This window comes from Vibrio sp. 1S139 (assembly GCF_041439475.1).
Taxonomy (GTDB): Bacteria; Pseudomonadota; Gammaproteobacteria; order Enterobacterales; family Vibrionaceae; genus Vibrio; species Vibrio crassostreae_C.
Window position 1 is genome coordinate 1 of the sequence record NZ_JBGOOD010000022.1, and the last position, 16,682, is coordinate 16,682.

Annotated in this window: 11 protein-coding genes and 1 pseudogene; 8 read left to right on the plus strand and 4 right to left on the minus strand. The window is 46.2% G+C overall.

Translation table 11 applies throughout. The annotated features are described in order from the left end of the window. Positions 1 to 113: pseudogene (locus ACED46_RS09495) on the plus strand (IS110 family transposase); the annotation flags it as partial. 34 nt (positions 114 to 147) lie between these two features. Here the strand turns inward: ACED46_RS09495 and ACED46_RS09500 are convergent. Then, positions 148 to 735 (minus strand): hypothetical protein, encoded by a 588-nt coding sequence (locus tag ACED46_RS09500; protein WP_371721336.1) that lies wholly within the window; start codon positions 733 to 735, stop codon positions 148 to 150. A 329-nt stretch (positions 736 to 1,064) separates the two neighbouring features. Then, positions 1,065 to 3,647 (minus strand): molybdopterin oxidoreductase family protein, encoded by a 2,583-nt coding sequence (locus tag ACED46_RS09505; protein ID WP_371721337.1) that lies wholly within the window; start codon positions 3,645 to 3,647, stop codon positions 1,065 to 1,067. Positions 3,648 to 4,118: 471 nt separating this feature from the next. Here ACED46_RS09505 and nirB point away from each other — a divergent pair, with 471 nt between their 5' ends. The 4 genes from nirB (at position 4,119) to ACED46_RS09525 (ending at position 10,718) form a co-directional block, all read left to right on the plus strand. Then, complete coding sequence (gene nirB / locus ACED46_RS09510; RefSeq protein ID WP_371721339.1) at positions 4,119 to 6,701, plus strand: nitrite reductase large subunit NirB; 2,583 nt, start codon at positions 4,119 to 4,121, stop codon at positions 6,699 to 6,701. Positions 6,702 to 6,804: 103 nt separating this feature from the next. Next, entirely contained in the window at positions 6,805 to 7,149 is a 345-nt protein-coding gene (gene nirD / locus ACED46_RS09515) for a nitrite reductase small subunit NirD (protein WP_012600889.1), read from the plus strand. Between the two features lie 143 nt (positions 7,150 to 7,292). Next, positions 7,293 to 8,759: a NarK family nitrate/nitrite MFS transporter gene (locus tag ACED46_RS09520; protein ID WP_371721341.1), complete on the plus strand. Its 1,467-nt coding sequence runs from the start codon at positions 7,293 to 7,295 to the stop codon at positions 8,757 to 8,759. A gap of 168 nt (positions 8,760 to 8,927) precedes the next feature. Beyond that, positions 8,928 to 10,718, plus strand: a complete 1,791-nt coding sequence (locus tag ACED46_RS09525) for a protein kinase (protein ID WP_371721342.1) — start codon at positions 8,928 to 8,930, stop codon at positions 10,716 to 10,718. A gap of 67 nt (positions 10,719 to 10,785) precedes the next feature. Here the strand turns inward: ACED46_RS09525 and cra are convergent, their stop codons facing one another. Beyond that, the gene (cra, locus tag ACED46_RS09530) at positions 10,786 to 11,790 is read right to left on the minus strand and encodes a catabolite repressor/activator (protein WP_029222703.1); all 1,005 of its coding nucleotides are present in this window, start codon (positions 11,788 to 11,790) and stop codon (positions 10,786 to 10,788) included. A gap of 363 nt (positions 11,791 to 12,153) precedes the next feature. Here cra and fruB point away from each other — a divergent pair, with 363 nt between their 5' ends. From fruB to fruA, 3 genes are read left to right on the plus strand one after another with little or no spacing between them, the layout of a single operon-like run. Then, positions 12,154 to 13,287: a fused PTS fructose transporter subunit IIA/HPr protein gene (gene fruB / locus ACED46_RS09535; protein ID WP_048608700.1), complete on the plus strand. Its 1,134-nt coding sequence runs from the start codon at positions 12,154 to 12,156 to the stop codon at positions 13,285 to 13,287. A 9-nt stretch (positions 13,288 to 13,296) separates the two neighbouring features. Continuing rightward, positions 13,297 to 14,274, plus strand: a complete 978-nt coding sequence (pfkB, locus tag ACED46_RS09540; RefSeq protein ID WP_065584602.1) for a 1-phosphofructokinase — start codon at positions 13,297 to 13,299, stop codon at positions 14,272 to 14,274. Positions 14,275 to 14,289: 15 nt separating this feature from the next. Next, the gene (fruA, locus tag ACED46_RS09545) at positions 14,290 to 16,032 is read left to right on the plus strand and encodes a PTS fructose transporter subunit IIBC (RefSeq protein WP_371721343.1); all 1,743 of its coding nucleotides are present in this window, start codon (positions 14,290 to 14,292) and stop codon (positions 16,030 to 16,032) included. 165 nt (positions 16,033 to 16,197) lie between these two features. Here the strand turns inward: fruA and ACED46_RS09550 are convergent, their stop codons facing one another. Beyond that, on the minus strand, positions 16,198 to 16,521 hold the full coding sequence (locus tag ACED46_RS09550) for a DOPA 4,5-dioxygenase family protein (RefSeq protein ID WP_017060873.1): 324 nt from the start codon (positions 16,519 to 16,521) through the stop codon (positions 16,198 to 16,200). Positions 16,522 to 16,682: the final 161 nt, after the last annotated feature.

A 16,682-nucleotide genomic window follows, 5' to 3' on the forward strand; every position in this document is an offset into this window, starting at 1 on the left:
CCGGAAAGCCTAAGAAAGTCGCAATAATCGCGTGTGTTCGAAAGATGGTTGTGACTCTTAACTCTATGCTGAGAGATGGCGCCATGTGGGATGAAAACACTGCCAAAAATTAATCATTGACGCCATAGTCGTTTGTTAGCCATAAACTTAAGATTTCCCAGAACTACCTTGAGATTTTTCCAAGTTTTCAAATGAAACTAAGCTCTCTAAAATTACAGCATCACGTGTTTTGTATGTTTCTTCAGCAATGCCCTTCTCCACGCCATAAAAATAGTCTTCTACTTTTCGCGTCCAAAGACTAAAAACAATACTGTCGTTCAGACTAAGAAGGGCTATTGTTACAAATAGAGCGGTCGTTTTAGGATAGCTCGTTCCAACGAACAGAAACATCAAATATGCGACCAAAGCAAAAATCAAAAATGTAATAACAGATAAGTTTCGACTAGCCAAAAATTGTTGGTGTATGACAATCAATGGCAGTTCTTTATCTTTATTGCGAAGCTGCCCAACTGTAGATCGAACAGTGTAATAATACCGAAGATAAAAAACACCTACCTTGGTAACGCTTTCACCAAACACCTTAACGATTAAATAGTTATTGAGTCGAATCAGACCCTTATATAATTTAGATAACAGCCAAACAACGACGCCTGCGGCTAAACTACCGATCATACCCAAGAGTATAATTCCCGGTATTGTATCTTTCAGCCAACTTGTGATTTCTACGTAATTCAAAATTCCTCCATTATGGCTAACAGCTATATTAGACAGAATAATTCTGCATTTTGTCCCTGAAACAATTCTGTCTAGTTTCCAAGACACACTACACTTGGTCTAATAACTCATTTAATAACATCATCTTACCTACTTATTTTCGTATCAAACATGACGAAAAGCAGAAATTTTCCATATAGTTTCTGCAAAATGCAGAAAACTCCCTAATGTGTGAGTAAACCGCAATTCAGGCTATGAAGGTTGTATCTTGGAAGTTGTATTCTCAAACAAAAACGCCGACATGATTGTCGGCGTTTACGCTGTAGGTATGGATAAGTAAGAGGAAGTAACTACTTCGCCATAGTACTCAAAAACTCGGCTTCGAACTCTTCATCGGCTTCTCTTGTTAGGCACTCCACCAGCCAGTCGATGCTTTGATGGTCTAGCTTACTGTTCACCACGAAGGCTTGCTTTACACCAGATTGACCCAGCTTGGCAGAGCCGTAGTTCTTGAATGATTTATTGCCGTGGTAATGGAGTGATTTAATCGCTTCTGCGTCAGGTTCTGGTAATGCATCGAGGGTGTTGGCAAGCTGAATCACCAACTCCATTGGGTTCTTAGAGGAAGATATTCGATACAGAAAACCGCCCTCTACTCTTTGGCGAACCCAATAATCAAAGCCGCTGCAATCCATCACCTTGTCACTGACCAGTGCGGCTTCGCTGCGATAGCCACACGGTTCAACCATCACTGGGGTATGTTTGAATTCTGGCTGACCTGATGCGGCATCGGTATGAGGCAAGATTAGTTCGCATGGTTTGCTGTCTTTGGCGGTGGGTGCGTTCCAGTGGATAGGCATGAAGACTTGTTCACGGCGCATCTCTTTGGTCACCACTAAGCGGGCTTGACACTCCCCTTGTGCGCTGCGCACTTTCACCACTGGATTAATAGTGGCGTGGTTGAACGCATCTAGCCCAAACTCATCCAAGTTCAGTTCTGAAACGGTATCTGGGTGCATCGCAACAAAAGGCTCAGGGGTATGCTCACCTAAACCTGCCGCCAAGCCTGTGCGGCTCATGGTGTGCCATTGGTCTCGGATTCGCCCTGTGTTCATGATAAGTGGAAATTCAAGGCTGGTATCGGCAATCGGTTTGTCGTGCTCAACTGCAATAAACTGCGCTTTGCCTGATTCGGTAAAGAACTCACCATTGGTGAACATGCGCTGTTCGATGATCTCAGGTTGATACTCAAGTACTGGCCATTGCTGTGGAGTGAGTTCGCCATAGCCTTTTTCATCCAGTTGCGTGAGTCCAATTAAGCACAAGTCACGCGCTTTACCTGTTTCATTGCCGAGCGCTGTCATCTCGCAATACTCTTTAAAGATCTCACCTTCGTGGCGGAACTCAAATTGCTCTTTGAATCCCATTTTTTGTGCGACTTCTTTCAAGATCCACCAATCCGGTTTGGCTTCCCCTGGGCTTGGTAACACTCGGCGTTGGCGTGAGATTCGGCGTTCAGAGTTAGTCACGGTGCCCGACTTTTCGCTCCACCCTTGCGCGGGTAGCACTACATCAGCCAAGCGAGTGGTTTCCGTATCGGCAATGCAGTCAGATACCACCACAAATGGGCACTTCTCTAATGCGGCTTTGATTTTTTCGCTGTCAGGCAGGCTCACAACTGGGTTGGTTGCCATGATCCACACGGCTTTGATTTTGCCTTCATTCATGGCATCAAACAGGTCAATCGCTTTTAAACCCGCATGTGTGGCTAAGCTGTCGGTTTGCCAGAACTCGCTGACGGTCTGGTGTGATTGCGGGTCACCAAATTCAAAGTGCGCCGCTAAGGTATTGGCTAAACCGCCCACTTCTCGCCCACCCATCGCGTTCGGCTGGCCCGTTACAGAAAATGGCCCCATGCCCGGTTTACCGATTTTCCCGGTGGCTAAATGGCAGTTAATAATGGCGTTTACCTTGTCGCACCCTTGTGTGGATTGGTTCACGCCTTGGGAGTAAATGGTCAGCACCTTCTCGTTCGATGCAAACAAACTGTAGAACTGTTTTAGCTGCTGCTCTGTTAACCCTGTCAGCTCAGGAACGCTTTTGTCGCCCCAGCCTGATTCGGTATAGCGATATTGAGTTGCAGATCGAATCGATTCAGTAAAGCCTTGAGTGTGGTTTTCTATGTAGTCTGCATCTAGCTTGTCGTTATCGTCGAGATAGCCCAATAAGCCGTTAAACAGCGCCACGTCTGAGCCAGATTCCAATGCCAAGTGAATATCTGCAATTTCACAAGTGTCGGTATAACGCGGGTCGATGACGATAACTTTCAATGCGGGGTTGGTTTGTTTCGCGGCTCTTAATCTTTGGAAAAGTACCGGGTGACACCATGCTAGGTTAGAGCCTGTAATCACGACTAGATCGCCTTGCTCGAGATCTTCGTAGCATACCGGTACGGTGTCTGCGCCAAATGCACGCTTATGCCCGACCACAGTTGAAGCCATACATAGCCTAGAGTTACTGTCGATGTTGCCACTACCAATGAAGCCTTTCATCAGTTTATTGGCAACGTAATAGTCTTCGGTAAGCAGCTGACCAGACACATAGAACGCAACCGAATCGGCCCCAAATTCTTCGATGGTTTGATTAAATTTGTCTGCGACCAACTGAGTGGCACTATTCCAATCCAGCTCTTGTTTTTGCTCATTCTGAATATAAGCAGGCTGTGTAAGACGACCCAAAGGCGTGACGGTGTCGCCGAGCGCGATCCCTTTAGTACATAGCTTTCCATAGTTTGATGGATGATCTTTATCACCACGTACTTCTAGTTTTCCTAGCGATGTCGGTCTCGCTTCTATTCCACACCCTACACCACAATAAGCACAGGTCGATTTTATCCAGCCGTTGTTTGAATCGGTCATCCGTTTCTCGCTCAATTATCCATAATTGTAATAAGTGAAAACAAGCAAATAACACGCCACTTAATAGCAGTTGATGAATAGTAAGTAATTTAATTTAAAAACAACAACTTAATAAAAACACAAATATCAGCAATGAACCAATTAGAACTTAACCAAGATAGAAACTTAATTTTTGCACCATCTTGCTGAAAGTTGCACCACAAACGCTCATTTATATAAATCTAACAAAAATTTTACATACCACTTTAGGGGTGATTTCGTGCTGCCTATATTTTTTAAACCACTGAAAATTATAAGTTAATTTTTATTTAAATGAACGAACCGTAATCTGGCATCCTCCTTGCTCCACTAAAAACCAAGACTTAGAAAAACATTTTTGTTTTTCTTGATGATTATGAATTGAGTGGAATCTCAACCCGGTATTCATCTGCTAACGACTAGAAATTAGATGCTAGTGATGGTGACGCCGAGAATAAGGAATGGATTATGAGCAAGAAGAAAATCGTCGTTGTTGGTAACGGCATGGTTGGACACAAATTTATCGACAACATCCTGCAATCAGAGAGTGATGAGTTTGATGTGATTACTTTTAGTGAAGAGCCAAGGCTGGCCTACGACCGTGTTCAGCTAACGGCTTACTTTAATGGTAAAAGCGCTGATGACCTGTCATTGACCAGTGAAGAGTATTACCAAAGTAACGGCGTGAACTACTTGTTGAACCAGAAGGTTGCCAAGCTAGACACCGCCAATCAACAAGTCATCACTGAAAGTGGTCACGTTGAAAGTTACGACAAGCTAATCTTGGCGACGGGCTCTTTCCCTTTTGTTCCCCCTATTCCCGGTAACGACCAAGAACACTGTCACGTTTATCGCACCATCGAAGACTTAGACGCCATCGAGCTTTCAAGCAAAGGCAGCAAATCTGGCGTGGTGATTGGTGGTGGTCTGCTTGGCTTAGAGGCCGCAAACGCAGTCAAAAACCTTGGCTTAGAAACCCATGTGGTTGAATTTGCTCCACGCCTGATGGCCGTTCAGTTAGATGACGGTGGCGGCGCCCTACTGCGCAGAAAGATTGAAGACCTTGGTGTGCAAGTTCATACCGAGAAAGCGACCTCTGAAATAGTCGACGGAGAAAACGCTCGCTACCGCATGAACTTCGCAGACGGCACCCACTTAGAAACCGATATGATCGTATTCTCTGCCGGTATTCGCCCTCAAGATGCCTTAGCTCGCAGCTCTGATATCGCCATTGGTGAACGTGGCGGCATTGTGATTAACGATCACTGCCAAACCAACATCGACAACGTTTACGCCATTGGAGAATGTGCCCTTTGGGACAACAAGATCTTCGGCTTAGTGGCCCCTGGCTATTCAATGGCGAAAATCGCGGCTGCGCATATCTTATCAGACGGAACGAGCGACGCTTCATTTACTGGTGCAGACATGAGCACCAAACTCAAATTACTGGGTGTTGATGTGGCCAGTATTGGTGAAGTACACGGCAAGACGGAAGGCGCTCAATCGTATACTTATAACGATGAAATTGAACAAGTTTATAAACGCTTGATCATCTCGGCTGACGGCACGAAAATTGTCGGTGCCGTATTGGTCGGTGATGCAGAAGCCTACGGTTCGCTACTGCAAATCAAGCAAAATGATATGCCCCTTCCTGAAAACCCATCAGTGCTAATTTTACCTAACGTGGCCGATGATTCTGGCTCTGCAATGGGTGTTGAAGCTCTGCCTGATAGCGCTGTGATCTGTTCATGTTTTGATGTGACCAAAGGCGATATTAAAGAGGCCGTTTCAGCTGGCTGCACCACGATGGCTGCATTGAAAGAAACCACGAATGCTTCAACAGGTTGTGGCGGTTGTTCTGCCCTTGCGAAACAGGTTCTCGATAGCGAGCTAAGTAACCTAGGTGTGGAAGTCTCTAACGATATCTGTGAGCACTTTGCTTATTCTCGCCAAGAGCTTACCGACATCATTCGCGTCAACAAAATCAAGACCTTCGACGAGCTGTTAGATTCTCACGGCAACGGATTAGGCTGTACTGTGTGTAAACCGGCTGTCGGTTCGATTCTGGCTTCGTACTGGAACGATTACATCCTTGAAGATCAACATATCGAGCTGCAAGACACCAACGACATCTACCTTGGCAACATGCAAAAAGACGGCACTTACTCGGTGGTTCCGCGTATTGCTGGCGGTGAAATCACACCCGATAAATTGATCGTGCTTGGTGAAGTCGCTAAAGAGTTCGACCTCTACACCAAAATCACGGGCGGTCAGCGTGTCGACTTGTTTGGCGCACAGCTTAACGAACTGCCTATCATCTGGAAAAAGCTGATTGATGCAGGTTTTGAAACAGGTCACGCCTACGGTAAATCGGTTCGTACCGTGAAATCGTGTGTCGGTAGCACTTGGTGTCGATACGGTGTCGACGACAGTGTTGGCTTAGCGATTCGTCTTGAGAACCGCTACAAAGGCCTACGTTCACCACACAAGATCAAGTTTGCGGTTTCAGGCTGTACTCGTGAATGTGCAGAAGCGCAATCGAAAGACATTGGTGTTATCGCCACCGACAAAGGTTGGAACTTATACATCTGTGGTAACGGCGGTATGCGCCCTCGCCATGCGGACCTATTCGCCACTGATTTAGACGAAACCACACTCCTTAAATACATCGACCGCGTTTTGATGTTCTACACACGTACCGCAGACCGCCTACAGCGTACATCGGTATGGATGGAGAACCTCGAAGGCGGCATTGAATACCTCAAGCAAGTCGTGATTGAAGACAAGCTCAACGTTGCTGAAGAGCTCGAAGCAGACATCGCACTCAACATCGAGAAGTACCAGTGTGAATGGAAAACCACCATTGAAAACCCTGAGAAGATGAAGCGCTTCCAGCACTACATCAACAGTGAAGAAATGGACACTAGCCTCTCTTTCATCAAAGAGCGAGAGCAACGTTTTCCTAAGCCGAGCTTGAGTGATGCTTCGAATTCAAAACGCGATGAAAAGCTCGCTAAAGCAGACCAAATCGAAGTGACTGAAGTTTCATAAATTTCATCAGGTTCATCAGGTTCATCAGGTTCATCAGGTTCATCAGGTTCATCAGGTTCATCAATAAAAAAATAAAAACTCAATTTTAGACTAGGAGAAAGTCATGGAAAATTGGACAACCGTATGCAGCACCAGCGATCTAACCCCAAACGGGGGAATTTGCGCCAAAGTAGACGATAACCAAGTGGCTATTTTTTACTGCAAGCGCAGCGACACGCTTTATGGGCTCTCTAATTACGACCCTATCGGCAAGGCGAATGTGATGTCACGTGGTATAATTGGTTCATTAAGCGGAGAACCTTACGTGGCCTCACCCTTATACAAGCAGCATTACCACTTAGAAACTGGCGAATGTCTTGAACAGCCTGAGCTCAAGCTCGTGAAATTTGAAGTTCGCAAGCAAGGAGAACAAGTTCAAGTTCTCGCACCACTTGCTATCGCCAGTTAACTAAACCGCCGACACCATCATGCAAACGCTTATTGGCGTGCGCAATTTCGGCACAGGGTTTATGCACATTAAAAGCGTTCTAAGTTCGGAAGTAACGCAGGTGCACAAACCGGGTAATTTTCCAGATTTAAAGGATTTAAACCATGGATAACACTAAATTTTCGCTGCTTTCATTTACGGGTAAGATGAAGGTATTACACCTAAGCTGGATGGCCTTTTTCATTACCTTTGTTGTGTGGTTCAACTTTGCCCCACTACTGCAAATGGTAAAAACTACGCTTGGTCTTTCTACTGAAGAGATCAAAACCCTCCTGATCCTCAACGTTGCATTGACCATTCCGGCACGTGTCGCAATAGGCATGCTAACCGATAGATACGGCCCAAGGTTGGTTTACTCTTCGCTACTCGCGGTCTGTTCTATCCCTTGTTTCATGTTTGCTCTGGCAGACTCTTTCATTCAAGCAGCAATCGCTCGTTTCCTACTGGGCTTCATTGGTGCAGGTTTCGTTGTCGGTATTCGTCTTGTGTCTGAATGGTTCCCACACAACGAACTGGGTACTGCAGAAGGTATTTACGGCGGCTGGGGTAACTTCGGTTCAGCAGCAGCATTCACGCTTCCAACTCTGGCTTTAGCGTTTGGTGGTGAAGACGGCTGGCGTTATGCGGTCGGTATTACTGGCGTAATGAGTTTAGCGTTCTCGTTTGTGTTCTACAAAAACGTAACGGATACACCAAAAGGTTCTACTTACTTCAAACCGGCTCAAGTAACGGCAATGGAAGTGACATCAAAGGGTGACTTTTTCTTCCTACTTATTATGAAGATCCCGATGTATGCCGCACTAGCGCTACTGACATGGAAGCTATCACCAAGCAACATCAACATGCTGTCTGACATGGCGGTTTACTCTGTGTATGCAGGTTTGGCTGCGCTTTACGTGTACGAAGTGTCGCAAGTTTGGAAAGTAAACAAGAACGTATTTAAAGAAGAAGTACCAGAGATTCACCAATACAAGTTCAAGCAAGTTGCGGTACTTAACGTATTGTACTTCGCGACATTTGGTTCTGAACTGGCTGTTGTTTCTATGCTGCCACTGTTCTTCTCTGATACCTTTGAGTTAACACCGGTTCTTGCCGGTATGGTTGCATCGGCTTATGCCTTTATGAACCTAATGTCTCGCCCAGGTGGTGGTTGGATTTCAGATAAATTCGGTCGTAAACCAACACTGCTTATTCTAACGATTGGCCTTGCGGTGGGTTACTTCGCCATGGGTCAAGTCGACAGCACATGGCCTGTATGGCTAGCAGTTGTCGCGGCGATGGCGTGTTCTTTCTTCGTGCAAGCGGGTGAAGGTGCGGTATTCGCAACGGTTCCTCTAATCAAGCGTCGTATGACAGGTCAAATTGCTGGTATGACGGGTGCTTACGGCAACGTGGGTGCGGTAGTTTACCTAACTGTGTTGTCATTCGTGAGCTACCAAACCTTCTTCTTAGTGATTGCTGCAACAGCGGTACTTGGCTTTGTGACTCTGCTGTTCATGGAAGAGCCTAACGGTCAAATCGCCGAAGTAAACGACGACGGCAGTGTCACGCTGATTAATGTTTCAAGCTAGGGTCTGTACTAAGAAGCATTGATATTATTGAATCGGGAGAGGCACCTTAGCGGATACATCAATGCTAGGTGCTTCGTTCAAAGGCTCTAAGTTCACTAGGGCTTTTGTTCTTCCTAGGATGTTCTGTCAAGGAAGCGGGAAGAAGAGCAGTTAAGAAGAAGACAAGTTATGACAATTTCATTCAGCCAAGGGCAAGTCATCACGCCAGAATCCAACAACCAGTTAACGCTTAAGTTTGGTGGTTATTCGAATCAAGGCGTACGTGATGAAAACCAAGATGCCATCATTGTAAAACACCCTAAAACTCGCGCAGAGCAAGAGTTGAAAGGCAGTGTTGCCTGCATTGCAGACGGAGCAAGTTGTAGTGAACACGGCCAGAAAGCCAGTCACACCAGCGTGATGCAGTTTATCGACGACTATTACGCACCCCCCCAAAGCTGGAGCATTCAACGTTCGGCGCAAAAGGTCTTAACGTCCCTCAATTCTTGGCTCTTCAACACGTCTGTTTCTAATATTCATCCCGCACAACAAGTGAACCACAATGCCCTCGTTTCGACGTTCAGCAGCGTGATATTAAAATCAAACACCGCACATATATTCCACGTTGGCGACAGCCGCATTTACTTACTCAGAGATGGAGAATTACGCCAACTGACCCGCGACCACACCCGTAAAAATATGGGACAGAAGCATTATCTTACACGCGCCTTAGGCATGGACAACCAACTCAACGTTGACTATCAAACCCTGCCTATCAAGAAAAACGACTGCTTTATCCTGACATCTGATGGCGTGCACGAGTTTGTATCTCCCAACACCTTCAAAGAACACATCGATAAACCCGGAGCGGATTTCGAATACGCAGCGCAAACCATCTGTAACACCGCTTTAAGCCACAATAGCTCAGACAACGTGAGCTGCTTGATTGTGCAAGTCAGCCATCTGCCTAAACCTTCGCTGATTGAATTCCATGAGAAGCTGGCTAAACGGGCAATCCCACCCGCTTTAAAGCTCGGGCAAAGTATCGACAACTTCATGGTACTTGAGGTGTTGTATGCAGGTTCAAGAAGCCATGTGTATCGTGTGATGCAGAAAGAGACACAAACCGAGTTCGTGCTGAAAGTCCCTTCCGTTCAATATCACGATAGCCCTTCGCAACTCAGAGCTTTCTTTAATGAACAATGGGCGGGGATCTTGTTAAAAAACAAGAGAGTAATGAAGGTTTACCCGACGCCAGAGAACTCGCAATTCTTATACCAAATCTGCGAATGGGTAGAAGGTATCACCCTAAGACAATGGATGTACGACAACCCAAAACCGTCACTCAATGAAGTGCGCGACATATTAGAAAAGATCACTCAAGGCATTCGAGTATTACAACGTGCAGACATGGTGCACCGAGACTTAAAGCCCGAGAACATCATGATTCAACGTGATGGTGAGGTAAAAATCATCGACCTTGGTGCGGTATTAGTGAGAGGCCTTGAAGAGGGAGAGCTCACTGACAAGGACGACACACCATTAGGCGCGGTCAATTACATTGCACCCGAGACCATCAAGCACAACAGCGCGACCACCAGCTCTGATCTGTTCTCTATCGCTGTAATCGGCTATGAGATGCTAACCGGTGAATTACCCTACTCTGAAATGACCGCACAATCGCTTAAGCAATCTCGTCACCATCAATGGGAATACCAACCCATCACACAGAAACGAGCTGACTTACCAAGCTGGGTGGATTTGGTATTACAAAAAGCCTGCGCGGAATCACCAAGCGAACGTCATCAAGTGTTGGGGGATTTTGTAGCAGACCTTTACACACCAAACCAAAGCTTGGTGAAAAGCAAAGCCAAGCAACCTTTGATAAACCGAAACCCAATCCAGTTTTGGAAAGTGTTGGCTTTGTTGCTCGGCATTGTTGCCATTGTAGAAATGGGCTTATTACTCAGTGCTAGTTAAAACCAAGTTCGAGTTAATTCCAAGCTCGAGCTAAACGCGAGGCTTCTAGCTAAGCGTAAAATTCGAGCTAGCCACGCTTTACTAAGCTTCTTGGTACTAACTCAATACCCGCTTGGTAACGTTTAGCAGACGCGTTCAAAGCAAGTGCAAAGGCGCTGTCTGCAATCACTTCGAATTGCTGTGGCAATGAATGGACTTTAAAAGGTAAGAAATCCAATAAACGGTTATCACCAAAGGTTGCCAGTTTTACTTGATTAATCAGCTCTGGCTTTTCAACCATCACATCCAACACACCCTCTAACAAAGTGTAAGACATAGTCACAATCGCATCAGGCACTGTGCCTTTGGCAATCCAACCCTCAAAAATCTCACGCCCTGATTCTCTGTCAAAGTGCTCACCATAACCCACTACCATCGGCTTGTTTTCTGCTAGCCTTGTTTGTTGAGTATGTGCTTTATTCGCCGCTTCAAAACCCAGCTGACGTTCACGTGAAATGTTCAGGTCAGGTAACGCACCGATCAAGCCAACACTATGAATGCTGTCATCGAGAATCGAGTGGGTCAGTTCAAATGCAGCCTCGAAATCTTCACTGATCACGCAAGCAAAATGTTCATCGTCTAACGGACGGTCAATCGCGATGACTGGTGTGCCTGAGTTTTGCAGTTTCAAGTAGAACTCATTGGCGTCTGGCATAGAGCTCGCCACCAGCAAGGCATCGATACGACGGCTAACAAGCGCTTCCGCAACTTTACGTTCGGTTTCAGCGTCATCATCTGAGCAACCAATCAAAATTTGATAACCCACTTTACGTGAGTTCTGCTCTATCAATTTTGCTAAACGCGCGTAACTGCTGTTTTCCAGATCAGGAATAATCAAACCAAATGAACGGCTATTACCAGCGCGCAGCGAGGAAGCAGCATGGTCTGGTCGGTAGTTATACTCTTCCACCACTGCCATCACTTTCTGCTGTGTCTTTTCACTGATTCTGTATTTCTGCGCCTTGCCATTGATCACATAACTGGCTGTCGTTTTCGATACACCGGCTAGTTTGGCAATCTCATCTAGTGTCATATGGGTGACCTGTATTTTGTGCGTAGGATCATATAACCAATCTTCTGATCCTTGGATTAGTTGAATTATATGCTGAATCGATTCAGTATAAAAGCTGAAAGGATTCAGCAAAATCTGAAAAGTGACTTCAATCATCCTTTTGAATGGATTGAGCGTCATTTGTTGTGATTCGACTTCTCGTTATTAACGAAACTGGAATTACGACACGCAGCAAAACTATTTTGAAAACCAAAATCGGCTTTGCTGAATTTTTTTACACTGAATGCTGAACCGATTCAGCAAGCATAAAGCAGCGGGCAAATATTGCTCTAGACTGAATCGTAGCGATACACAAATTCTCAAGCGATACGCTAAAGAGGCACCATGCTTAAATTATCAAAATCTGACATCACTCTAGGCCAAACTGCCGAAGACAAATTCAAAGCAATCCAAAACATTGCTGGCGACCTGACAGCTAAAGGTTTAGTTGACTCTGGTTACGTTGAAGGAATGCTGAACCGTGAAAACCAGAACTCTACGTTCTTAGGTAACGGCATCGCGATTCCTCACGGAACAACGGATACTCGTGGCCTAGTAAAAGAGACAGGCGTTGCGGTACACCACTTCCCTGAAGGTATTGATTGGGCAGACGGCAACCGTGTTTACGTAGCAATTGGTATTGCAGCGAAATCTGACGAGCACTTAGGCATTCTTAAGCAACTAACAAAGGTTCTAGCGGCAGACGGTGTTGAAGAGAAATTAAAGCAAGCTAAATCAGAAGACGAAATCATCGCCCTACTTAACGGCGAAGTTCAGCTAGAAGCCGACCTAGACGCTTCTTTAGTTCAGCTACTGTTCCCTGCGAGCGACATGATTCAAATGTCTGCCGTTGCGGGTGGCCTACTTAAGAACACAGGTTGCACAGACAACGCATTCGTTGCTGACCTAGTAACAAAAACACCAACTCACCTAGGCCAAGGCCTGTGGTTGTTGGGCAGCGACAAAGGCGTAACACGCACTGGCGTATCTTTCGTTTCAACAGCGAACCATTGTGAATACGAAGGCACACCAGTGAAAGCATTAGTCGCATTCGCAGCTTGTAACAGCGCGCACCAATCTATTCTGGCAAACCTAAGCAAGATGGTTTTCGAAGGTAAACAGCAACAACTGTTAACAGCTGACGCAGCGCAAGTGATTGGCCTTCTGAAAGGTGAAGCGGTTTCTACAGCGTCTCAAGACGATGACAACTGCGCAGTATTCAAAATCAAAAACGCACACGGCCTGCACGCTCGTCCGGGCGCAATGCTAGTCGCTGAAGCGAAGAAGTTTGAATCAACAATCCGCGTGTCAAACCTAGATGGCGACGGAAAAGAAGTGAACGCGAAGAGCTTGATGAAAGTGATCGCTCTTGGCGTTAAACACGGCCACCAGCTTCAGTTTGTTGCTGAAGGTGAAGACGCAGCACAAGCACTTGAATCGATTGGCAAAGCTATCGCTTCAGGCCTTGGCGAAGGTTAAGGAGTCGATATGTCTGATAAACAAATCAAAGCCGTTACTGTAACGCTTAACCCTGCTCTAGACCTGACAGGTGCTATCGACGCACTTAACGTGGGTTCAGTGAGCCTAGTAAACAAAGGCTCTTTGCACGCAGCGGGCAAAGGCGTAAACGTCGCAAAAGTTCTTTCAGAGCTTGGCGCGAAAGTGACCGTAACAGGTTTCCTTGGTCGCAATAACGAAGAAGCGTTCTGCCAACTGTTTGAACAGATGGGCGCAGCTGACCGCTTCATCCGTGTTGATGGCGCAACTCGCATTAACGTGAAATTGGTAGAGAATTCAGGCCAAGTAAGCGACATCAACTTCCCAGGTGTTCCTGTTGACGCTGACGCGATTAAAGCGTTCGAAGAAACCCTATTAGAACTTGCTGAAACCCACGATTACTTCGTGATTGCAGGCAGCTTGCCACAAGGCATCTCTCCTGAGCTTTGCGCTTCTTGGGTTCAACGCTTACACGATTTAGGTAAGAAGGTTCTATTTGATAGCAGCCGTGACGCACTTAAAGCCGGTATCAATGCACAACCATGGTTAATCAAACCAAACGATGAAGAGCTGTCTCAGCTGTTCAATGCAGAGCTGACAACTCGTGACCAATGCCAACACGCGGGCCAAGCCCTAAATGAAAAAGGTATTGAGAACATAGTGGTGTCACTTGGCGCAGAAGGCGTGATGTGGCTTAACCAAGGTGAATGGTTACATGCTCAACCGCCGCGTATGCAAGTAGTGAGCACAGTAGGCGCAGGCGACACCTTAGTTGCTGGCCTATGTTGGGGTCACATGCAACAGATGCCGAAACCAGAACTTATTAAATTCGCAACCGCCCTATCTGCTCTAGCAGTTTCACAGGTAGGCGTGGGCATCACCAGCCAACAAGAGCTGGATTCAGTACTACAAAATATCCAATTACAGTCGCTTAGTGCTCCAACTAGCCAGTTAGACACAAGCAAATAGGACAAAAGGTTTATTATGAATATTACCATTATCACAGCTTGCCCTAGTGGCGTAGCAAACAGCATCATCGCAGCAGGCTTGTTAGAGCAAGCGACAAAAGCACTGGGTTGGAACGCCGCTATTGAATGTCAATCAAGCGTGTTACCTGATTCAACCGTATCGCAAGACGCTATCGACAGCAGCGACGTTGTGGTTATCGCAGCCAACACCAACGTTGATAAAGCGCGCTTTGTCGACAAGAAAGTATACCAAGCGGCTATCTCTGAATGCACTGCTGATGCAAAAGCATTCCTAGAGAAAGCGGTAGCAGAAGCAACAGTATTAGACGCTTCACAAGTTGAAAGCGCTGTTGAAGTGACTGGTACGTCACCTGCTACAGGTAGCAAAAAGATCGTAGCGATTACGGCTTGCCCAACGGGTGTTGCACATACCTTTATGGCCGCTGAAGCGCTTGAAGCTGAAGGCAAACGCCTAGGTCACCAAATCAAAGTAGAAACTCGCGGCTCTGTAGGTGCAAAAAACCAACTGACAGACCAAGAAATCGCAGACGCTGATCTAGTTATCATCGCAGCAGATATCGATGTTCCTCTGGATCGTTTTAACGGCAAAGCGCTATACAAAACCACAACAAGCCCTGCTTTGAAGAAAACAAAGCAAGAGATGGAAAAAGCATTCGCAGAAGCTAAACCATACCAACACACTGCTTCTTCAAATTCAGCACCTGCTGACGAGAAGAAAGGCGTGTACAAGCACCTAATGACGGGGGTTTCTCACATGCTTCCAGTGGTAGTTGCAGGTGGTTTGATCATTGCTCTTTCTTTCGTATTCGGTATCGAAGCGTTTAAAGAAGAAGGCACGCTGGCCGCTGCACTGATGACTATCGGTGGTGGCTCTGCATTCGCTCTGATGATTCCTGTTCTTGCTGGTTTCATTGCATTCTCAATTGCTGACCGTCCGGGTCTGGCTCCAGGTCTAATCGGCGGTATGCTGGCTAGCTCAACGGGCGCAGGTTTCCTAGGTGGTATCGCGGCAGGTTTCATTGCAGGTTACTCTGCAAAACTCATTGCCGACAAGGTTCAACTTCCACAGTCAATGGAAGCCCTCAAGCCAATCCTGATCATTCCGTTTATCGCGAGTTTGTTCACTGGTCTTGTGATGGTTTACATCGTAGGTGGTCCTGTTTCTGGCGTGATGAGCGCGATGACAACTTTCCTAAACAACATGGGTACGTCTAATGCGATTCTTCTAGGTGTGATTCTAGGCGCAATGATGTGTTTCGACCTTGGTGGTCCGGTAAACAAAGCCGCTTACACATTCGGTGTTGGTCTACTGGCTTCGCAAACTTACGCACCAATGGCTGCAATCATGGCAGCAGGTATGGTTCCAGCTCTAGGTATGGGCCTTGCGACTTTCCTAGTGAAAGACAAGTTTGAAGCAGGCGAGCGTGAAGCAGGTAAAGCATCATTCGTTCTTGGCCTATGTTTCATCTCTGAAGGTGCAATCCCATTCGCAGCGAAAGATCCAATGCGTGTTATCCCAGCTTGTATGGCAGGTGGCGCACTAACTGGCGCTCTATCAATGATGTTTGGTGCTCAGCTAATGGCTCCACACGGCGGTCTATTCGTACTACTGATTCCTGGTGCTATCTCTCCAGTTCTAATGTACCTATTGGCGATTGCAGCAGGTACAGCGGTAACAGGCTTTGGTTACGCGGCTCTTAAAAAGATGAGTGACTCTAAGGTAACTGCAGAGGCTTAATCCCCCTACTCTGGTTAACGGTTCAGCCCGATAACCAGAGGCTCTTGATAACCGGTTTCTTGGTAAAACGGCTCCTTAAAACAAAGGCTCCTCATTTGAGGAGCCTTTTTATTGTTCATGTATTTTCCGGTCGGAATGAGTTAAGTGCAATATTGGTATATTTGATTAGCTAGTAAGCGTTTCTTCAAAGACACCCAATTCACGACCAAGCCAGATCGCTCGTACTGTGTGATCCAAAGTTTCTTCACCGCCAGTTACAGGGTGAATAAGCACCGACATATCACCGCGTTCTTGCTCAAGCCATTCAACAATGCCCGACTCTTTGTTCGCAAAGTGAATCTCAAACATTGGCATCTTATGTGGACCAACCAAACGCTGTATTAATGGGAAAACCTCTAATACATCTTTACGTTCCGCTAAAATTTTCTGACGCAGTGTTTCTGCTTGCTCTGCAAATCGCAGAGGGAAATAGATATGACCGTGGTACATGGCACCATCCTTTAGAATTATGATGTCGCGATTTTATACCTAAACCGCCTTTAATAGCTAAATCTAAATATAATATGCCAGCGCTATCGGTTCTAAACAGAGAAAGCGCCATGGTCTTGTTAACGTCAGGTTCGTTGCCTCCAAGTTAAACCTTAGAGGCC